The organism is Rhizobium sp. CFBP 8752 (assembly GCF_014842035.1).
In the GTDB taxonomy this organism is placed as follows: Bacteria; Pseudomonadota; Alphaproteobacteria; order Rhizobiales; family Rhizobiaceae; genus Neorhizobium; species Neorhizobium soli.
In genome coordinates this window covers 249,128-268,690 of sequence record NZ_JACYUZ010000005.1, presented here as the reverse complement: position 1 = coordinate 268,690, position 19,563 = coordinate 249,128, and the positions used below count along the sequence as shown (strand labels likewise).

Annotated in this window: 17 protein-coding genes and 1 pseudogene; 11 read left to right on the top strand and 7 right to left on the bottom strand. The window is 55.0% G+C overall.

The window, feature by feature from the left end:
• Nucleotides 1-103: 103 nt before the first annotated feature.
• The 3 genes from IFT59_RS21680 to IFT59_RS21670 all read left to right on the top strand — a co-directional run bounded on the left by IFT59_RS21680 (nucleotide 104) and on the right by IFT59_RS21670 (nucleotide 3,013).
• Nucleotides 104-463, top strand: coding sequence for a hypothetical protein (locus tag IFT59_RS21680; RefSeq protein WP_197978195.1), 360 nt, complete (start codon nucleotides 104-106; stop codon nucleotides 461-463).
• Between the two features lie 14 nt (nucleotides 464-477).
• Complete coding sequence (locus IFT59_RS21675) at nucleotides 478-1,788, top strand: diguanylate cyclase (protein WP_192088233.1); 1,311 nt, start codon at nucleotides 478-480, stop codon at nucleotides 1,786-1,788.
• Nucleotides 1,789-1,975: 187 nt separating this feature from the next.
• Complete coding sequence (locus IFT59_RS21670; RefSeq protein ID WP_192088232.1) at nucleotides 1,976-3,013, top strand: AMP-binding enzyme; 1,038 nt, start codon at nucleotides 1,976-1,978, stop codon at nucleotides 3,011-3,013.
• Nucleotides 3,014-3,709: 696 nt separating this feature from the next.
• Here IFT59_RS21670 and IFT59_RS23400 read toward each other — a convergent pair.
• A pseudogene (locus tag IFT59_RS23400) lies at nucleotides 3,710-3,910 on the bottom strand (cold-shock protein); the annotation flags it as partial.
• Nucleotides 3,911-4,296: 386 nt separating this feature from the next.
• Between IFT59_RS23400 and IFT59_RS21660 the strand changes: the two are divergent.
• The 4 genes from IFT59_RS21660 to IFT59_RS21645 all read left to right on the top strand — a co-directional run bounded on the left by IFT59_RS21660 (nucleotide 4,297) and on the right by IFT59_RS21645 (nucleotide 10,707).
• Entirely contained in the window at nucleotides 4,297-6,237 is a 1,941-nt protein-coding gene (locus IFT59_RS21660; protein ID WP_192088231.1) for a methyl-accepting chemotaxis protein, read from the top strand.
• Between the two features lie 493 nt (nucleotides 6,238-6,730).
• Entirely contained in the window at nucleotides 6,731-8,362 is a 1,632-nt protein-coding gene (locus tag IFT59_RS21655; protein ID WP_192088230.1) for a sensor domain-containing protein, read from the top strand.
• Nucleotides 8,355-8,792 carry a BLUF domain-containing protein gene (locus IFT59_RS21650; protein WP_113165875.1) on the top strand — a complete coding sequence of 146 codons (438 nt, stop codon included), beginning with the start codon at nucleotides 8,355-8,357 and terminating at the stop codon, nucleotides 8,790-8,792. The genes IFT59_RS21655 and IFT59_RS21650 overlap by 8 nt, the downstream gene beginning before the upstream one ends.
• A 136-nt stretch (nucleotides 8,793-8,928) precedes the next feature.
• Complete coding sequence (locus IFT59_RS21645; protein WP_249407695.1) at nucleotides 8,929-10,707, top strand: sensor domain-containing phosphodiesterase; 1,779 nt, start codon at nucleotides 8,929-8,931, stop codon at nucleotides 10,705-10,707.
• Between the two features lie 291 nt (nucleotides 10,708-10,998).
• On the opposite strand, the gene IFT59_RS21640 is transcribed toward IFT59_RS21645, so the two are convergent.
• On the bottom strand, nucleotides 10,999-12,192 hold the full coding sequence (locus IFT59_RS21640; protein WP_113165877.1) for a GGDEF domain-containing protein: 1,194 nt from the start codon (nucleotides 12,190-12,192) through the stop codon (nucleotides 10,999-11,001).
• Between the two features lie 176 nt (nucleotides 12,193-12,368).
• Between IFT59_RS21640 and IFT59_RS21635 the strand changes: the two genes are divergently transcribed.
• Nucleotides 12,369-12,578, top strand: coding sequence for a hypothetical protein (locus IFT59_RS21635; RefSeq protein ID WP_113165878.1), 210 nt, complete (start codon nucleotides 12,369-12,371; stop codon nucleotides 12,576-12,578).
• Between the two features lie 82 nt (nucleotides 12,579-12,660).
• Complete coding sequence (locus tag IFT59_RS21630) at nucleotides 12,661-13,161, top strand: helix-turn-helix domain-containing protein (RefSeq protein ID WP_342366134.1); 501 nt, start codon at nucleotides 12,661-12,663, stop codon at nucleotides 13,159-13,161.
• Nucleotides 13,162-13,319: 158 nt separating this feature from the next.
• On the opposite strand, the gene IFT59_RS21625 is transcribed toward IFT59_RS21630, so the two are convergent.
• Nucleotides 13,320-13,871 (bottom strand): sugar O-acetyltransferase, encoded by a 552-nt coding sequence (locus IFT59_RS21625; RefSeq protein WP_113165879.1) that lies wholly within the window; start codon nucleotides 13,869-13,871, stop codon nucleotides 13,320-13,322.
• Between the two features lie 253 nt (nucleotides 13,872-14,124).
• Between IFT59_RS21625 and IFT59_RS23215 the strand changes: the two genes are divergently transcribed.
• Nucleotides 14,125-14,766 (top strand): hypothetical protein, encoded by a 642-nt coding sequence (locus tag IFT59_RS23215; protein ID WP_249407694.1) that lies wholly within the window; start codon nucleotides 14,125-14,127, stop codon nucleotides 14,764-14,766.
• Here the strand turns inward: IFT59_RS23215 and IFT59_RS21615 are convergent.
• The 4 genes from IFT59_RS21615 to IFT59_RS21600 form a co-directional block, all read right to left on the bottom strand.
• Nucleotides 14,748-15,359 (bottom strand): hypothetical protein, encoded by a 612-nt coding sequence (locus IFT59_RS21615; RefSeq protein ID WP_113165880.1) that lies wholly within the window; start codon nucleotides 15,357-15,359, stop codon nucleotides 14,748-14,750. The two genes, IFT59_RS23215 and IFT59_RS21615, sit on opposite strands and share 19 nt — an antisense overlap.
• Nucleotides 15,359-15,871: a hypothetical protein gene (locus IFT59_RS21610; RefSeq protein ID WP_113165881.1), complete on the bottom strand. Its 513-nt coding sequence runs from the start codon at nucleotides 15,869-15,871 to the stop codon at nucleotides 15,359-15,361. Before IFT59_RS21610 ends, IFT59_RS21615 begins: the two co-directional genes overlap by 1 nt.
• A gap of 1,567 nt (nucleotides 15,872-17,438) precedes the next feature.
• The gene (locus IFT59_RS21605) at nucleotides 17,439-18,062 is read right to left on the bottom strand and encodes a TetR/AcrR family transcriptional regulator (RefSeq protein WP_113165883.1); all 624 of its coding nucleotides are present in this window, start codon (nucleotides 18,060-18,062) and stop codon (nucleotides 17,439-17,441) included.
• A gap of 422 nt (nucleotides 18,063-18,484) precedes the next feature.
• Nucleotides 18,485-19,087 carry a hypothetical protein gene (locus IFT59_RS21600; RefSeq protein WP_192088229.1) on the bottom strand — a complete coding sequence of 201 codons (603 nt, stop codon included), beginning with the start codon at nucleotides 19,085-19,087 and terminating at the stop codon, nucleotides 18,485-18,487.
• 123 nt (nucleotides 19,088-19,210) lie between these two features.
• Between IFT59_RS21600 and IFT59_RS21595 the strand changes: the two genes are divergently transcribed.
• Nucleotides 19,211-19,525: an ArsR/SmtB family transcription factor gene (locus IFT59_RS21595; protein WP_062583343.1), complete on the top strand. Its 315-nt coding sequence runs from the start codon at nucleotides 19,211-19,213 to the stop codon at nucleotides 19,523-19,525.
• Nucleotides 19,526-19,563: the final 38 nt, after the last annotated feature.

Genomic DNA, 19,563 nt, shown 5'->3' with positions numbered 1-19,563 from the left:
GGGGGTCTTGAAGGGATCCGAACCTACCCAGTAATGTTTGTCTGCCTTGACTTGATGTCCGACCGGTGGCCCTATCCCGCAACTCAAACAATAGAGGCCAACTGTGACATCGGTATTCGAGAATATTTCCGGGGCAGAGCTGGAGGCTATGGACGATGACCAGCTCGACTCGGTTGAGTTTGGCGTCATTGGTCTTGATGCAAGCGGAATGGTTTGTCGCTACAACGCACGGGAATCTGCCCTTGCCGGGCTCCGGCGAGAAAGCGTCCTGGACTGCGATTACTTCAACGAAATCGCCCAGTGCATGAACAATTTTTTAGTGGCGCAGCGCTTTGAGGATGAGTCTGAAATAGATGACGTTATTCCCTATGTACTGACATTGCGAATGCGTCCGACACCTGTCCGCTTGCGATTGCTCAAGAGCAGCGAGATGACGTTGAGATACATCCTAATCCAGCGATAACCGGGCATCCTCCAGTGCAGCAACCACAAGACGACGAATACGAACAACTCCTGCAGTTTGTATATGCTTGTCCAGTCGGCCTTGTCGACATCGAGAAGGACGGCACGATACGGCTGATGAACCCGCTCGCTATGAACCTGATGATGTCGCTATCGACGGACGGGATGGCGACGAACCTCCTGGAGGCCCTTCAAAACTACGCACCTGAGCTGCGTTCGTTGGTGCAAGACTTCAGCGCGAAGCGCGGAACGATCTGTTCCAACCACCGGATATATCTTGGCCCAGAGGATACCGGTAGCTCAGACGCACCGAAGGTCCTCAGCTGCACGATCGTTAAGCTCAAGGATGAGCGCTACGTGGTCACCCTTGCGGATGTCTCTTTGCAGGTGCGCCAGGAACGCCGGCTACGAGAAGCAGAGACCTGGTTCGGGTCACTTCTGGAAGGCGTCAAAGATTTTGGTGTTGCGTCTCTAGGCCCAGATGGTCGTATAAACGCTGTAAATTCCACTCTCAGCCTGCAAACTGGATACGACGAAAGCGAACTCAATGGGCTCTCGGTTGAGGATTTGATGGAAGATCGACCAGAAGGAACTCTGCTATCCACGGCGCATCGCCTGGAACAGGCGCGAAAAGACGGCTGGCATCTGGATGAAGGCTGGGGGTCTCGTCAAAATGGAGAGCGATACTGGTGCCAAAGCCTGATCGCAGTCTGTGTCGACGAACTGTCAAACGACCAGAGGTCAATCAGAGGGTACACCGTCATTATGCGCGAGGTGGAGCGCCGTGACACGGATATGCGGGAACTCAAGAAGCTTTTGCAGACCGACCATCTAACCAGTGCTTATAATCGTGGCGCTTTTTTCGATGCGGCCAACAGGGAACATATCAGTAGCCAAAGGCTCGGACGACCGTTCGCGCTCGTTACCTTTGATATCGATCATTTCAAGCTGATCAACGATAGCTATGGCCATGGTGCCGGTGATGATGCGCTACGGACCATATCGAAGGTCTGTATCAATGCAGTTCGCCCTGGACACGTTTTTGCGCGGATAGGCGGAGAAGAGTTTGCTATCATTCTTCCAGGTGCAGCTTTGGAGGAAGCAGTTGAGCTCGCGGAGTCCCTTCGCAAAATTATCGCATCAACTGCGATCGTAACGCAAAAGTCGACAATCTGTGTGACTGCCAGTTTTGGTTGCGCCGAGGGACTGGGCGCGCAGCAAAGCGTTGCTTCCATACTCGCTGATGCTGACGCAGCTCTTTATCAAGCCAAGCGCGCGGGCCGCAACAGGACTGCCCCACCACTGACTGCAAACGAGACGCAATGAGCAAATGCTGAGCCCGAGGTCGGCTGCGCGTGTATTGCAAAGCCTCATCGAAGCCGAGTTGAAAACCCAGCGGGGACCATCTTCCCGCCCGGGTAACTCGGCTGCTGCCGCTAATGAGGTCTGGCACGCAGACCTTTCATTGAGAGATGGAACGGGCAGCGGGCTAGGGCTCGACTCCCTGGAGACTATGGCGATTGGTGCCGCCGTCAACGAGATGTTTCATCTCTACGAAAGCACATCAACCCCTAACCTCACGGAGATTGAGACATTTGGAGGCTGGTTGAAAGCGATCGAAGAGGCGTGGGATCAGGGCATATCGAAAATTACCTTCCTGACGTCTGGATCGACCGGACTGCCTAGGCGATACACGCATGATGCGACTTTCCTGATCGAAGAAGCTCAGTTTCTGGCTGGTTATTTCCAGTCCTGCCGCCGGATTATCGCACTGACTCCGGCGCATCACATTTACGGCTGCATTCTCACTGCATTTCTGGCTGACGAGTTGGGCGTGGAGGTGATCGCCGAGACAACGTGCACGCATAGTTTTTTGAATTACGAGCTGGTGCCTGGGGACCTTGTCGTTACGTTTCCTGATCGATGGGCGGCTATAAACAGGACAGTGTCAGCCTGGCCGCCCGGTGTTAACGGCGTCGTATCGACCGCTCCCTGCCCAGCTCAGTTAGTAATGTCGCTCCTTGAGCGCGGTCTTTCCGGCATGACCGAACTCTACGGATCAACTGAGACCGCTGGTATTGGGTGGCGTCGACATCCGGACGATGGCTTCACTTTGATGCCACATTGGCGCTTCCCAAATAGTGACGGAGACCCTGCCGGCAGTTTGACGCGGCTTGAAAGAGGTGAGCAATCGTATGATGTACCGGATGAATTTATCAGAACGGGCAACCGTTCATTCACCGTCGGCGCCAGGCGGGATGGCGGTGTGCAGGTGGGAGGGGTTAATGTCTGGCCTCAGCGGGTTGCAGCCGAACTCGAGCGTCATCCGGAGGTGGAGCGGGCGTCCGTTCGCCTAAAATCGACTCCCTCAGGCGCGCGGTTAAAAGCGTTCATCGTTCCAGTTTCTGCCAACGCGGAAATCGGTCTCCATTCAAGACTCGACCAGTGGTGCATGCAACGCCTGTCCGCCGTTGAATGTCCAAAGAGCTGGACCTTCGGCACAAATCTACCCACCAATGAATTTGGGAAAGCGTCAGATTGGGTGGAATAAACAGCAGCCTCCAACGGTTCAGTATCGTGGTGATCTCACGACACGCTCGTTCGATAGCGAGTAAAGTCAGTGAATTGCCGGTCTTATCGGTTATAAAAACTAAGAGTCTGCCGGGGTGAACTGCAGGACACCTACTTGACAGCGACCAAATAACTACTTCTTGACCCGACCGTGGTATAAGAGACTGGCAGGCCAGGGATGTTACCGCGTTGTGGCTTAAGCGAGATGACAATCGGTTGGTATCGGTAGTTGTCTTGCTCGCTACCTGCCGAACCATACCCGTCTCTCCACTCAGCAAGTTACTGTGTCTTTTTCGCGCTTTATAACCAGTAAATATGATTTGTGTCGTACATGGGTTGGCGGAACGAAGCTTCGTTCCCTTCAAGTGTCACAGCTCGAGGTTCTATCGCGCTATGCGATTTCACCCAACGCGCGCGCGGTACTCGGAGGCACTAGATCCCATACTCACACTTTGAACTGAACTGAACGTACCAGTCACGCAAATGGTTATTAGACAAAGCTGCCGAGCTGGTTGCGCACAATGTGGATCGATGTCGCGTCAAACGAAGTCGCTCACGATTTGAGCATCCATGACAGCTATCGCCGTCGAAGACCCCACTCCTTCTCGAATTCTTTCTCGAAAGTTGAAGTTGCATTATCCGGTTCAGGCTCGCGTTGAGGTGCCTTCGGCTTGGAAATGACCGAGAGGCCTTCTGCAAAGACTTTCCCGTTCCGCGAGCCAATGGAATACCGAAGAGCAATGCCGTTCTCCAAGGTCGGAAGATTGGCTTCCTCAACCTTTGAGATATGCAAGAATACGTCCGCAGTGCCATCGTCAGGTGTGATGAATCCGAACCCCTTGGCTACGCTGAACCACTTAACCGTTCCTGTTGGCATACATTGTTTCCCTATCTCAGCCGAGTTACTGGGTTTCATGGCTGCCATATATGAATGCGACACAATCGACGATCGGGAACGTCTGAGTTAGTGCGTCGCGCTGATTGCGATTATTGCATTCCGCAGCTTTAGCGGGTCAACAATTTCTGACGGCAGCAATCATGCGCTGTCCCATGCGCATATTTCTACCAGGCTATCGCGTATTCACAAGGAAACCAGAACTCAAGGGAAACCTGAGTAATCTTTTCTTATGAGAACTCTCTTACCTTCCCGCCAGGACACCGAGATCGATCAGATCCTTTTACGCGCATGATGCGCGCCGTCTACGACGGCTCCTGTCTCCTTTCTCCCCGCTGCGCTCATTCCTTTCCCTGCGAAGGTCATCCATGCTTAAAAATCTGAAGATCAAGACCAAGTTCCTGATGGCGATCGCTGTCCTCGGCGTCATCTCCCTCGCTGGCCTGTTGTTCGTCACACAGCGCTTCAGCGCGGCGAACCAGTCCTATTCCAGCTTTCTCCATAAAGAGAGCACCGCTGCAGCGTTTCTTCCACGCGGCGCAGCAGCCACGTGGACAGCCACAACGTGGCTCAGCCGTGCGCTGGCTCAGGCCCCGCAGTCGGCGGCTTTTGCAAATCTTTCTGAACGTTTTGGCAAGGAGCTTGCAGGAGCCCGCAGTCGTCTAGAGCAGGTCCCAGGGCTCGTTCCTAGCCGTCATGCTGCGGTGCAAGAGCTTCTCCTCGATATCGACAAGCTGGCAGCCATCGGCGACCTTCTGTTGAAGGCTCATGCCGCCGGCGACACTGCTAAGGTTACTGCATTGTCAGGCGATCTCGACAAAATCGTCATCGAATTGTCTCCCAAGTTTGGTGCAAACAACGGAGCAATGACGGATATGATCAAGAACGGCGGTGACCAGCTGTCGGCGGAAGTTTCCTCCACTATCCAGCTAGCCCTCATCGGAATGCTTATTGGTATCGCGGTTGCTGTTGCGATTGCCATGGCGATCGCCCACACAGGCGTCACCGCTCCGATGGCGCGCCTTCGTGAACGCATGTCTTCGCTTGCTGCCGGCAACACAGACGCAGAGATCGATGGCCTGGGCCGCAAAGACGAGGTTGGTATGATGGCCGAGGCTGTCGCCATTTTCCGCGACAACGCTCTGGAGCGTCTTCGCCTTGAGCAGGAGGCAATCGACAATCTCAGTCTTTCTGAACGTGAACGCGTCGAGCGCGAAGCATTGAGAAGCCAAGAAGCTGCCGACGTGAAGTTCGCCGTAGAGAACCTTGCCAGAGCGCTCAGCCAGCTTTCCGAAGGCAACGTGTCATACCGCGTTGATACGCCGTTTACTTCAGCGCTCGACGGCGTCCGTAACGACTTCAACGCATCTGCGTCAAAGCTGCAGTCGGCACTTGAACATGTTGCCGAGAATGCGCGCAGCATCGAGGCTGGTTCCGCTGAAATCAAGTCGTCCGCCGATGATCTTGCCAAGCGAACCGAACAGCAGGCCGCGTCTGTCGAAGAGACCGCAGCAGCGCTCGAAGAAATCACCACCACCGTCAAGGACGCCGCCAAGCGCGCTCAGGAAGCCGGCTCTCTCGTTGCCCGCACCCGCCAGGGCGCCGAGAAGTCCGGTGAAGTCGTCCAGAACGCTGTCAGGGCTATGCAGCAGATCGAGAAGTCTTCGGGCGAAATCGGCAACATCATCGGGGTGATTGATGAGATTGCCTTCCAGACCAACCTCCTCGCTCTGAACGCCGGTGTCGAAGCCGCCCGCGCAGGGGAGGCCGGCAAGGGTTTTGCGGTCGTCGCACAGGAAGTGCGTGAACTTGCTCAGCGTTCTGCCAATGCTGCGAAAGAGATCAAGACATTGATCAATGCTTCCAACCAACAGGTCCAGAACGGCGTACTTCTGGTTGGCGAAACCGGCCGCGCACTGGAAACGATCGTTGCGGAAGTCCAGGAAATCAACCGCAATGTCAGCGCAATCGTCGAGAGCGCTCAGGAACAATCGTCCGGCCTTCAGCAAATAAACACCGCCGTCAACGCGATGGACCAGGACACCCAGAAGAACGCCGCAATGGTCGAGGAGCAGACTGCCGCAAGCCATGGAATGGCGCGCGATGCAGCTTCGCTGAACGAACTCCTGTCACAGTTCAAGCTGTCGGGTGGAAGCGGTCGACGTGGATATACACTCGCTCAGGCAATGCGCCCTTCAGAACGCCGCGAAACATCCGGAGCTTCGCCGGCCCGTGCCTTGAGCCGTAAGCTGGCAACGGCCTTCTACGGCAATGCCGCTGTAGCTGCCAACGAGTGGGAGGAATTCTGAGGCTCAGCTCCCAGCGATCAGCAAGGCAAGGCCGCGGATATCAGTCGATACCGCGGCTATTGGCGGGCTGGAGCGACTTGCGTGGATCAAGCGCCCGTTGTGTCTGACAACGGAGGTCGAGCCATTGAACCAATTTAGTGGCGCACCTGCGGGATCGGCCGGTCTGAGTAAGCAAGAGTTGTCAGGATGCCGCGCAAATCACGGCTTTAAGTACATACCCGCAACAGCCTGCTTACGCTTAAAAATCAGTCCGCGAATTGCCTAACCCTCCACGATAATAGACAATGTGGCGTAACCTCAGGAGCCGCTCTTCGGCATTTCTCCAGTAAGCTTGTTGCGCCAACCCCGGCGTCTCCATCTACCTAAGCTAGATCTAATATTCGTTCAGCAGTCACTAACTTTGTCGCCAGGAACCCTCATATTTTCGGAAATGAAGCTATTGTTGAGTAATATCTTCCACTTACTTTCGGACAACTCGCACTGGTAGGCCGTCATGTCACTTGCTACACTTTCACCAAACAGGTCTGCACAGTATTCCCCTGGAACGCCGAGTGCCGAGCAGGTTCTTGAAAACTTGCCGCATCCCGTCCTCGTCGCCGACGCCGATGCTATCGTCATTTACTCAAATTTGGCAGGCCAAATTGTATTCGGAGCAGTTGTTGGATGTGACGTACACTCGCTGTTTCCGGGCTCTACGTTTTGGCTTACAGGCACCCCATCCGCTATCCTGACCTCATTGAACGGCGAGAAGTTCGAAGCAGCGTTTGCTCCCCTCGGCGAAGGGCGCTTCCTTATCGATCTGCGACCTCCGAGCGACTCGGCGGTCGCCGAGATGCCAGAAACCCTGGACGAGCTGACTGGTCTTAAGAAGCGCAACGCACTTCTGTCCCACCTCTCTCTTGCTCTAAGCGACGGTCCGGCTGCCTCGTCGGTCGCCATTCACTGCCTTGATCTCGATCGCTTTAAAATGGTCAACGACACGCTTGGACATGCGGTGGGCGACCTCCTGTTGAAGAAGGTAGCCGACCGCCTGACGGCTGCTTGTCGCAAGGGTGACATCGTCGCTCGGTTAGGCGGAGACGAATTTGTTGTCCTGCAGCATAACGTCGATGAGGAGGTGGAGGCCGTGACGGTCGCATCTCGCCTCGTGGACCTCGTCGGCCGCACATATGTCATCAACGGCCACACCATAAATATCGGCGCGAGCGTCGGCGTCGCACTTGGGACCAATGCGATCCAGCCGCGTGACCTACTGCGCAATGGTGACCTTGCTCTGTACGAGGCCAAGAAGGCCGGGCGTGGCCGTTACCGCAAGTTTGAGAGCGGCATGGATGCTCTGCTCCTCGGTCGCCGCGAAATGGAGATCGATCTGCGTCGTGCGTTGGCGCTTAAGCAGTTTAAGCTAAACTACCAACCGTTTCTCAACGTTGCCACCAATAGCGTGGACGGCTTTGAGGCGCTTTTGCGCTGGGAGCATCCGATCAAGGGTAATATCCCGCCTCTTTCGTTCGTTTCGGTTGCTGAAGAGAATGGCTTGATCGTGAAGATCGGCGAGTGGGTGCTGCGTACTGCCTGTATCGAAGCTATGTCCTGGCCAGGTGAGATGATCGTTGCTGTCAACGTCTCACCGCTTCAGTTCAAGGCCGACACGCTGCTCGAGACAGTCGCATCGGCGCTTAAGAACTCGGGATTGCCACCTCAAAGACTTGAAATCGAAATCACCGAGGGTGCGCTGCTCGATGATACTAACAACGTTATTCAGACGCTGAGGGCCCTGCGCGATCGAGGTGTTAAGATTTCGATGGACGATTTCGGGACCGGCTATTCGTCGTTGAGTTATCTACAGAAGTTCCCATTCAACAAGATCAAGATTGATCGCTCCTTTGTTGCCGGCGACGACGCTGATAGCGAGGCAATCCTCCGATCGATCGCAAGTCTTGGCACGAGCCTCGGCATGGCCATCACAGCCGAGGGCGTCGAGACCGCTGAACAGCTGGCGCGGATCCGCGGCGAGCGATGCACGCACGTCCAGGGATATCTCACCGGTCGGCCAATGGGCACGGATCAAGTCCCTGCCTTTCTGGCGCAAAACGATTTAGAGAAAAAGGAATTCATTCATGGCTAGCAGCATGTACCGGCTCGTCTATTATAGCCGCAATCATATCGCCCACGACGAAGCAGTATTTGCTTCGAATGTCGACGAGATCCTGGCCAAAAGCCGGGTGAACAACGAGCGCAACGAGATTACCGGCGCGCTCCTGTTTAATGCGGGGTGCTTTGCCCAAGTCCTCGAAGGACCTCTGGACAGAGTAGAAGCCGCATTCGAGCGTATCCAACAGGACGAGCGACACGGTGATGTCTCGCTGCTCGCGCTAGACCCAATAGGCCATCGGTCTTTCCCGAACTGGGCGATGGGCTTTATCGGCCGATCGGATATGCACGCTGAGCGCTTCGCCGGTATCGGTTCCTCCAGCGGGTTCGATCCTTCCCGACTGAGTGGCGATGAAATCCATTCGCTCTTGAAAGAGCTCGCGATTGAGGAAGATGCCGCTTAGCTTTTTGATGGGAAGAGAGCGACTGCCATGACGATCTCAATATAAGCTATTTCGAGCATACGCACAGAGTTCGAAAGCTTAGTTTATTCATATCTCAATTCTTTTACCGCACTAGGTAATCCTGGGAGTGCAAGCCTTGGATGAACGTCAGATGATCAAAATAGAAGAGGCTAATCGTCTCGATGCTTTGTACAACCTCGATTTGCTGGACACACCAGTAAGCGAGATCTTTGATCGCATCACAAGGATGGCGAGCCTAATATTCAATCTCCCAATCGCAGCTGTCTCCTTAACCGACGTTGATCGGCAGTGGTTTAAGTCTCGTGTCGGCGTTGACCATCAAACCATACCCAGAGATCGAGCCCCCTGTGCCCAGGTTGCTGAAAGTACCGACGTCCTGGTGATCCCAGACATGGCGAAGGATGATTGTTACAAGTACAGCCCGCTTGGTAAAAGTGGCATCCGCTTCTACGCCGGGGCCCCCTTGGTCACACGCGACGGGTTTGGGCTCGGGGCGCTGTGTGTTCTCGGGACATTGCCCCGAGAAACAACCACCGAAGAAATTGCATCACTGACGGACCTTGCAGCCATGGTCATGGCACAGATCGAGTTGCAACATGCCTTTGGACGTATTGATCCGATAAGCGGCTTACCGAACAGAACACAATTTTTGGACGACATCAGTGACATTGGGCAGGATGATACCGGCGACATCCAGCGGTTTGCGGTTCTCATAGACCTGGCCGAAACCAAACAGATCGACCACCTGTCTCGTGTGCTTGGTCCTGCGGAGATTGATAGAGGCGTCAGAGAGGCCGCACGTTTTCTGAGGACGAAATTGGATGGACGCACTGCCTATCATATTTCGGCAACTCAGTTCGCGGTCGTAACGACTGAACGCGTCCGGGAAAAGTGCATCGATGATGTCACTGCCCTGCTTCTGGGACTGCAATCGGCCTTAAGCTTCCAGTTCATGATGACACCCGTTGCAGGCATGGCGCCATTTGGTGCTGGTATTGATCCGGATGACCTCTTGAGGGCTATGGGTAGCGCTGCTCAAGATGCGCGCCTGAACGGCCTGCAGGTTGATGTTTTCTCAGCCGAAAGCGATGACAGACACCGTCGCAGTTTCAGGCTGCTGCAAGATTTTGATTCTGCATTACTGGCTGACGGGCAATTGTCGTTGGTATTCCAGCCGCGCCTCTCACTTGCGACCGGGCAGTGCGTCGCAACTGAAGTGCTTTTGCACTGGTACCACTCTGAACTGGGGAGCATATCTCCAGGGGAGTTCGTCCCTATTATTGAGAGCTCGACGCACGTCAGAGATATGACCAGCTGGGTTCTTGATACGGCGCTTCGTCAGGTACGCTCGTGGATAAAACAAGGACTGACGGTCCCTATATCTGTCAACGTCTCGTCGGCAAATCTGGAAGAGGAGGACTTTGTAGAACGGGTGATCGTAGCGCTGCTTCGCTACGGCATCCATCCATCGCTCCTTGAATTAGAAGTCACCGAAAGCGCGGTAATGAAGGATGCGGGCGCTGCATTGCAGAAATTGCAGGCTTTGGCCGACGCCGGTATTACCCTTTCGATCGATGACTTCGGAACCGGCTACAGCAGTTTATCATACCTCCAAAGGTTGCCCACGACGGTCGTGAAGATTGACCAGTCGTTTGTCAGAAATCTTGACGTTGGAGAGCGTGACGAAAGTCTCGTCCGCTCAATGATCGCGCTATCTCATGACCTCGGCTATCGGGTTGTGGCAGATGGCGTTGAAACGGCTCAGGCAGCGGATGCATTGACGGACATGGGCTGTGATGAAGCACAAGGATATCTCTACTCAAAACCGCTAACCGCGCGATCCTTCCAACATTGGTTCGTCCAGGACAGAACCTGCCAAGGTTGCGTAAGATGATTGCGGAAATTCTCACGAGCACAATTCACAAGCAAACGCACTACAGGCAGGCAACGCCCCACCAGACGACCGCGGCCCCGATACCTAGATCGCTGCACCACACGTGCAAGATGCGCAAACATAAAAGATGACCGTTGGTATGATACAGACTTTTTACCGGCCATGCTCGTAGCGAAGATGCAAAGCCCTTTTGGGCCTACGCGTCAGGACTATTCACAAAACATCTACGCACGGAGTATCAACTGCGCGCGTATGCATTTGTAATGGCGCCCTCAGTCGGGTAAGCATTGCTTATTCATATCGAGGCACAGCTAGAGCTCGTGTCGGGCTGGGCAGAGCGTAGTCGTTGCTCGCTATCTTGACCCTGTTTCGGCCTGAATGCTTCGCTTTGTAGAGTGCCTCGTCAGCTCGGCGATAGGCTTCACTCAGTCCGTCAAAAGACGTGAGTGTCGAGATACCGAAACTGGCAGTGACCTGAAGGTCATCTGGAAGGCCAGGCAAGGCCATGGTTGCTGTGCGCAGCGTCTGAGCCACACGTACCGCGACTTCGATTTCCGTGTTAGGCAAGAACACCGCGAACTCCTCACCTCCTATGCGCCCGGAGGCGGCATTTTCAGGAACCGATCTACTTAACATTTGTCCGAAACCCTGGATCACCAAGTCACCGACATGGTGGCCGTAAGCATCATTGATCCTTTTGAACCGATCGAGGTCGCAAAGGACAACGGCGTGCTTCCCTTCGGGATATTTCGCTAAGATCGAAGCGACACGCCGGTCAAGGCCCCGCCTGTTAGCCAGAGAGGAGAGCATGTCGCCCTCTGAATTGCTCCTCTCGTCTGCCATGATATCCAAGACAAGTGTGGTAAGAAGTGTTAGTCCGACAGCGACGACCAGCACAGCAGTCACGCCTTGTGAGATTATAGCGTAGTTTGTGTGAATGTAGTCCTTGGCCGTAGCACCAGACCCGACAAGCACGGCGAACCCCGCTTTCATCAAAAAATGAAAGCTGGTGAATAAAAGCAAGCCAGTAAGGAAGCGGTCAATTGCCTGACGCCTCTGCGATGTAAGGAGTGACCAGACGCTGAGGAGAAATACGATCGCGAACGGGCTTTGGTACAAGACAGCTTGCGTCACGCTTCCACGAGGTAAGTCGTATATGGCGCAAGACAACCCAAGGCACGCAAGTACAAATCCTAGAACTGCCAACGTGTTTGGCCGATGCCCGTGAAGACGACAGATGCCAACCGCAAGCAGTACCATCCCAACTAGCAAGGTCGAAAAAGCGCCAAGCGCCCAGAACTTCGTCATCGACGCGTAAGCCACCAACAGCTCACAGATCGCTGAGAGAGAAGCGACACCGAATCCTGCTGCCAGCCATAGCGTAGCTATTCGAGAGCGGCTGCGGGTTGCAACGGCAACAAATACCGTACTGAACGATACGGCTATAATAAAATTCACTGCTAGAAAGAAAGCTGCGCCGTTCATGTTTGTCACTATCAAAGTTCCGCGCGCACAACTCGCACTGGGCATGCTAAATAACGAAGAAAGGTAAAAGCATGGTAAGTCGCTTCGCCATTGGAGGACGATGTAGTGGGGGACCGACCAGCGTAGTCTTGCCCATCGATGGCGGATATCCGATCAGCCGAAGGAAGTCGGCATGTTTGGACGGCAAAGAGGCGGAAGTTGAGATTGAAGCCATGAACTCGCACGAGGCGATTGAGACAGGCGTAACCGCGCTCGCCCAGTTTGTCTGTAAACACTTCCCGCCGCCTGAGAATTTACAGGTGGACATCAGTGATGAACAAGTTCGATCCGTCGCCACAGTCAGTTTTGCCTTCAATATAAAAATCGCTACAGGTGTGGCAAACTGACCTTGTGCTCACAGCCGGGTCCTTTCGCGACATAGGAGACCAGTTAGGTCGCTTTCATCACCGTCTCTGTCGAATGTAATCGATGATTGCCTGTGCTATTGGCAGCTTGGCTCTCGTTGAGTCGCGATTGAAACACGAGGGACCGATGAGCAGAGGCAAAATGAACGCTGAGGGCCCGCACCCTGTCGATATTCACGTGGGCCGCCGCGTCCGGATGCGGCGAAACGAGGTAGGAATGTCTCAGACAAACCTCGCGGACGGGTTGGGGATTACATTCCAGCAAGTGCAGAAATATGAGCGAGGGACGAACCGTATAAGCACGTCGAAGCTCTACGAGATAGCGATCGCTCTTGAGACGCCAATAACGTACTTCTTCGAGGATCTGGCTCTCAGCGACAAGATGGCTGGAGAATCCATGGCAAGCCTCGAACGTCAACAGTCTTATAGATCGAGCAAGGAAGGATACGACGTCATCGATGCAATGAGTAAGCTTCCGCGTTCGATGCGTTCGAAGATCGTTTCGCTCCTACTCGTACTTCAGCCCGGACAGGACGGTGACGACAGCGGTGGTACCGATGCGTAGCGCTTGTGTCTTGCCAACGGATACCGCCGTTTCCCCCATTAGACATTCGCCTTAAAGTCGGGGCATCATGTCCCGACCAGGCCAAAGCCGGCGGGGTGATCATAGCATTGCCAACCTCACTATACCCCATCTGACTTAACATGACCGTGAGCTCGTCGTCAGCGAATCGGTCGCGCCGGATTTCCGACAACCGTAACCCCGGTCGCCACACTCCGGGTTACTACCGAGCCCGCGCCCACGGTCGCTCCATCGCCGATAGTCACCCCGCCAAGTATTATGGCACCTCCTCCGATCCAGACATCCTTGCCAATGGTGATAGGCCGCCCAATTTCGAGCCCCGCCTTGCGTAGGGCCGCATCTTGGTGGTGTTCTGGACAATATATCTGGACTGCAGGTCCAAACATCGTGCCGTCGCCTACCGAGACCAATGCGGTATCAAGTATGACGCAGTCTGCGTTGATATAAACGCGGTCTCCAAGTTTGATATTCATTCCGTAGGCGCAATGGAATGGTGACTCGATGAAAGCATTGCCCGGCTCGGCAAACAAGACGCGAAGTTCTGGGGCCATTGCTCCCCGCTCGTTTGGCGGCATACTATTGTGAGCGTGCACGGCAAGTCTCGCCAAATTTCGCAGCGCATCGAGTTCAGGATCGATGCAGCAATACCACTCTCCCGCTTCCATCTTCATGCGTTCGCTTTTCAAAAGCATTCCTCCGCTCGTGCCAACCGACGCGGTCTTAAACTCTTACGCTGCAGCAGGGCAATGCTATTGCGGGAAACACATTTCCTAGGAAACTCTCGACCGAGAGCATTCCGTTACAGCGTGAGAGTTTTTTGCTGGAGCCAAGGCGAACGCCCGCTTTTGTTCTGCGTCTAATCGGCGTTTCGTTCACTTCATTTGTGTCTGAAACGGTACGATAGCATTCGATGACTTTCCTGCCGGTGAACTTCCGCGTCACGGGATGCTGGTCACGACCGGCAACGTCCTGTCGCCGCTGGCTCGCTGGATCGTCATTGATCTCGACCTCATGACGATCCGGCAGGCAACAACCCGTCTGTCCGATGCGGAAGGGCCGGTGAAGATCCAAAGCGAACGCACCGATGCCATTTCGGATGACGAGCGGCGCAACATGATTGCGTCCGGGAACGAGGTCTGGATCATGCCGGATCCCGATCCGCCAATGATCGGCGAGCCGACCGACCAACTGTGCAGCGTCGCCCTGTTCGATGGCGACGACGTCCTGCAGGAGGTCGGCTCCGATTGTCCAAGACCACGTTTCGTCGCAGTGCTGGAAGCGTTGGCGGCGTCCGCCAACAGGCGAGCCCGTTCGCAGGGGCATGCGCCGGCTCCTCCTTCCGCGGAGGCGGCGATCGGCTCAGCGCATAGCGAGCCCGATGGCACGCTGGTCCTATGGCTGCGAGCCGAAAGCGAAGACGGGTCCGTCGTCGGACATGGTGAGTTTCGCTACTCCCCGAGCGATCAGAACTATGACCGTGTGCTGCGCCATCTGGGACCGATCCCGCCGGGCGGTGAGGTTCTTGTTTTACCGTTTCCACCACGCTGGCCAGACGAAGTTGCGTCGCCTCAGCGACCAAGGTCGTAGGTCGCCGTCGCAATCACCTGGGCGCGGTCACGTCGTGCACCCGGCGCGTCGGCACGGCTGAGGACCAACGCCAGCTTTGGCTCCTCACGCAGTCGGAAGAAGGTCGAGACCATGCCCTCTTGACGCTCCTCGCCGATGCGCTCCCAGCGATCAGAGAAGTCCGGCGAGGCGGCCATGGCTTCGGCCGCTGGCTGGAAGTCGACCCCGCCGCCGCCCGTGATGTGGCACATCGGGATGTCGCGCGAGACCACCAGCGCGTAACCCTCGTTGGGTCCGGCATTGATCCGCCAGTAGCGGTTGCCGCGTCGGAGGGGCTCAGGGGGGAGGAGCGGCTCGGGCAGTTTCTCGGTCTCGTACACCGCGCTGCCAAGATCGATGGCCGCGAGGAAGCGCGCCGGATCGTTCAGCCAGCTTGACGGGTCGAGGACCCAAGTCTCGCAGCCGCGCAGTGCGCCTTCCAGGCCGCTGCGCAACGGAACCGCGACAGGACCATCCTGCGCCGATGCGGATCCGGGGATGGCAAGTAGCATCGCGGAGGCGAGCAGCAGGCGGGACAAGCGTTCCATGTCGATGCAACACCTCATGCGCAGCATTATCGGTTCTCCAGACCACGTGAGGCGCGCTCAGCTCTGATCATGTCCGCTTCTCGGCCGATCTGGTCTCGAACGGCCGTCAGCCCTGCCCGCGTCCGCTCGTGTACGGCCGGATCCAGCGAAGGATCAGGATAACGTTCGTCCCAAAGAAGCACGGCGTCGATCGTCAGCTGGAGCTTGGGTATATCTCCGAAGGCCCAAGCATTGACGGACGGCCCCAGTGTCTCGAACAGCGACGAGAACAGAGCGGGTTCGCCGGTCGGGTCCTGAGCTGGGCCGCCGTTCAAGCGTGAGCGCCAGCGAAGTTGTCCGGCATAGAACCAGAACGTCGCCTCGTCGCCCCTCCCCGCCTGCATCAGGGGTGCCGCGCGTAGCATGATTTCGCTGGGCGGCGCGTTACCCGCGGTCTCGGCACCACGCGGCAAGGCCGGCTCCTCTACGAAGGCAAGTGGCGGGCCAAGAAGAAACAGAGCTGCCGCTATAAGGTGCGGGAACATGGTGCGATAGGACATGTGGCGCGGTGGCTCCCTGCGGCTTCGGTCGACACACGAGGCTTATACCATGCAGACATTTGGCTGAGGTACACCAATATTTATGCGAGCTCACGTTGCGTAAAACGAGGGTTACAGACATAACGGAGCAGAGATCGCGAGCAGTTATCGTCTGCTTATCGCGGCTGGTTGGTCCTTGCAGAATCGCCGTGCCCTCGATTTCTCGTGGGCGTCGCACATGCGCACGAAATCCAGATATACATGAAATTTAACAACTGGCAGGGTTCACCACTCAGCATGCGTAGCGTTTCAATCTCGTCTGGCACCAGTTGCGCATCGCCCTGCAAGGGGCCGATAGAACGCGGATCAATTGATCAACGGCACGACAACGTTTCGACCGATCCGTATCCGTTGTCGTCAAAGTAGCCCGGTCGTACTTCAAATATAGTGCAAAGAGCATAACTGCATTCACTCGCAAAAATTGTACTTCCTTCGTTCAACCTACGTTCTGTCATTGTCTTTCCTAATTTAGTTATTTCTAATATTCAGTGGTCCACGAATTACCTATGTGTCGGTACTGACTTTAACGCTCGCAAAACCTGAGATGAAAGGAAAACTTTCAGCACCGATGCCAACCTTGCAATCGAGGTAGATATCGAACTAGGTTTGAATCGCCTTATTTGGAAAAGCGGGACAGTGCTTCCGCACGGCACTCTTGCAACAGGTTCGAGGAGACTTCCTGCCGAACTTTGCTGAGCACAAGAATCAAGAGTTCGCGCTCGGTTACAGCGTTCCGGTTAAACCAATCTGCCGTAACGAGGTTCTCGTAGATATCGCGAACCTTAATCCTGTCGTCTGTACTGAGGTGATCCATGCAAGCCCACGCGCTAATGAAATAGAGTTCGTTCGAGCCGATGCGCGCGGTCGATGTTGGGGACGCAGTCGAGGATGAACGGCCGCGCTCGAAGCTCTAGAGTGCTCATGTCCTGGCCTTCTTAACCAGCTTCCACCTCTTGCGCAAAACAAAAGGCGATTGTCGGCCAGGCAATCCGTGAACTTTCTCCGCGGTCTTCTAAGGATGCTAACTAGACACCACCCTTGATCGTCGCGTCCAACCAACAGCACCAGAACGACGTCATGCCGGATTTTGTGGAAGAAATTCGACATCAATGTAATCGTCGAGAACACTAAAGAAACAGTCTTACGACCTACAGCAGATCAACACCGCTGCAGCGCCGTCGTGACGAAACCCAGGTGTGCGCTGCAATAGTCGAGGAACGGACGCTGTGGGCTGTAGAATGTTTCACGCGCCGCTTCGCTGTCGCAATTCTGTAGCAGACTCAGCGGTCAATAGATGCTGTCCACGTTGATAAGCCTTGGTTTAGACTGTGCGCTCTTCAGACTCCCGTAGAGTGAGTGTAGCTCTGAGGGCCCTGCCCCGAGCTACCAGGTAGCAACCGCTGTCTCAGCCAACACAACTCTCGCGCTAAACGAATGGCAGGAACCCCCAAGAAACAGCCTCCGACGAACCGTAGCCAGCCGGAGTTACGTGGCAAAGAGAACGCCGGATGCCTGCTGAGCTTAGTTACTACTGGTTGCTCTCATGACGGGCAAACGCTTCGATGGTCGCGTTGCAAGACTCCCGCAAACGACGTGAGGAACCATCGGCCCCCGTGGCTTGGCGGTTCACACGCGCGCCTTCCAGCAACAGAGAAAGCGTATCAGCGAGTAGATTAGGATCGGTAGCTCCAGCTGCCGTGCATAAAGCCGCCAGTCGGTTTCGTTGCTCCGTCTTAAATTCTTGGACAACTGCATATGCGGGGTGGGTGTTGTCTCGAAGCTCGACAACCGCGTTTGCCAAATCGCATCCTCCCGGCTCTTGCTCCAACCGCTGGACGTGAAATTCTACCCAAGATGTAAGTTTCGCGGCAGCATCCGTTTGGTCGTCCTGATCGAGTTCAGTCCAAAAAACCGACGCATGTTGCGTTACCTGTCGCAGGGTCTCGCACAGCAGATCGTCTTTCGACCGAAATTTCCGGTAAAGGGTCATTTTGTTGGTGTGGGCGGCCTCCGCGATAGCATCAACGCCAATGCCGCGTATGCCAAACCTTCGAAACAACTCAGCAGCGCATGACACAATTCGCTCACGCGGAGCTACTGAACCCTTTCGTTCAGGTTCAACGGATGCGGTGGAGGAGTTACGGATTGACATAGGTGTGACCGGTCTGTAACAAATGGCGTTACAGACTGGTAACACTGCCCGAACTTGTGGTCAAGTTATCGGAGTAGTTACAAGGAGTAGGCGACGATGGCAAAACATGAAGAAATGACACTTGCGGAACTTCTTACTGATCCGCTCATCCTGGCGCTTGCTAAAGCCGACGGTTGGTCGAGACACGCTTTTATCGAAGAAATGCATGCCGCCTCTGACGCATTTAGGCCAAATGACGCGGACCGGCTTAGCGCTCGTATACCCTTCTTGAACACAGGAACTGGCGCAAGCGTGCAATGCTGCGCTTGGTAGATGTTTTTGACGAGGCGAAACGCAAAGGTTTTGGTCTAGACGGTGCATCATTTGCCAACCGGCTGGCGTCTCCTACAATCACTATCTATTTGCCAAGCATCGGTTCTCGATCACAGAACAGTATTTAGCGCGGACTTGAGATACCGCGCAGCGAGCAGGTTGCCCCGCTCATTTGCGAGCGCGAGTGCTGCGTCACAGTAGGTCTTGAAAGGTTCGGATGCGTCGAGAAGTAGGTCTGCTTTCTTTTCTGTGACGATGCCGCAAAAAAATGAGGGTTTGCCCTGTGTATCTCTCAGACAAGTTCCAATCATCGCAACTTGCCGTCTACCGCCGGCTGAAACGGTGAAGTATTCAAAGGCGCATCGGTCCCCTGTTATTATTGCTTGATGCAAGCCGCCCGCAATGTGCGCCTGATCGCAGTCGTCAATATGCGAAAGCACGATTTCGACTGGCAATCCAACCGAAAGATCCTGAAGGTTCAAGCCGTGCAGGCTGGCGAAAATGCTGTCTGCATGAAACAGATTTCCGCTCACGAACCAGCTGAAAAAACCCATATCAGGGATGACGAACAGCACCCTTTCGTTCGCGATGTGGTCGACGCGAGATGGAGCTTCTCGAAGCAAGCCGCGACTGATCCCAATATTGGCTCGAACCTCTAGGAGAAGCCCTTCGATCTCTTCCGCAAGGACTCGCGTGCGCTCCGCGTGATGCATCTCAGATACTCCGTGACGACCATTGTAGTGACTTTTGGAATAGTGTAGCCTTTTGTAGTCGCAGGTTGAACGTCACTCGCACTGACCTGAGTGTTTTGGTTTGTTCCAGATCAGGATATAGAAATGGACCGCGACTTCAAGTTCGATGTCGATAAAGCCGCAGACCTACTTGCGCTCCTTGCCAGCCCTAGTCGATTGAAGGTCTTCGGGCTTATTTCGAGAAACGAGTGGAGCGTATCGGCCCTTGCGGCTGAGGTGGATCTCAGCCAGTCGGCTCTGTCTCAACATCTTAAAAAATTAAGAAACGCAGACGTAGTCGGCGTTAGAAGAGACGCGCAGAATATTTACTATTCCTGCTCATCAGATGAAATCATCAAGGTTCTCAAAACACTTGAGGACATTCAAAAGAAATCGCCCGACGCGAAGTCGGTTGCCTAGCGTTCGGACTACGTCTGCTTATAAATGGTTTAGCGCAG

Bases quoted from the DNA above. Each gene is read 5' to 3' on its own strand.
- IFT59_RS21625 (WP_113165879.1), bottom strand. From the start codon at position 13,871: ATGCTTTTGAAAAGCGAACGCATGAAGATGGAAGCGGGAGAGTGGTAT.
- IFT59_RS21610 (WP_113165881.1), bottom strand. From the start codon at position 15,871: ATGTCCTATCGCACCATGTTCCCGCACCTTATAGCGGCAGCTCTGTTT.
- IFT59_RS21630 (WP_342366134.1), top strand. From the start codon at position 12,661: ATGATTGCCTGTGCTATTGGCAGCTTGGCTCTCGTTGAGTCGCGATTG.
- IFT59_RS21640 (WP_113165877.1), bottom strand. From the start codon at position 12,192: ATGAACGGCGCAGCTTTCTTTCTAGCAGTGAATTTTATTATAGCCGTA.
- IFT59_RS21595 (WP_062583343.1), top strand. From the start codon at position 19,211: ATGGACCGCGACTTCAAGTTCGATGTCGATAAAGCCGCAGACCTACTT.
- IFT59_RS21615 (WP_113165880.1), bottom strand. From the start codon at position 15,359: ATGCTGCGCATGAGGTGTTGCATCGACATGGAACGCTTGTCCCGCCTG.
- IFT59_RS21655 (WP_192088230.1), top strand. From the start codon at position 6,731: ATGTCACTTGCTACACTTTCACCAAACAGGTCTGCACAGTATTCCCCT.
- IFT59_RS21600 (WP_192088229.1), bottom strand. From the start codon at position 19,087: ATGCATCACGCGGAGCGCACGCGAGTCCTTGCGGAAGAGATCGAAGGG.
- IFT59_RS21605 (WP_113165883.1), bottom strand. From the start codon at position 18,062: ATGTCAATCCGTAACTCCTCCACCGCATCCGTTGAACCTGAACGAAAG.
- IFT59_RS23215 (WP_249407694.1), top strand. From the start codon at position 14,125: ATGCTGGTCACGACCGGCAACGTCCTGTCGCCGCTGGCTCGCTGGATC.
- IFT59_RS21670 (WP_192088232.1), top strand. From the start codon at position 1,976: ATGGCGATTGGTGCCGCCGTCAACGAGATGTTTCATCTCTACGAAAGC.
- IFT59_RS21650 (WP_113165875.1), top strand. From the start codon at position 8,355: ATGGCTAGCAGCATGTACCGGCTCGTCTATTATAGCCGCAATCATATC.
- IFT59_RS21660 (WP_192088231.1), top strand. From the start codon at position 4,297: ATGCTTAAAAATCTGAAGATCAAGACCAAGTTCCTGATGGCGATCGCT.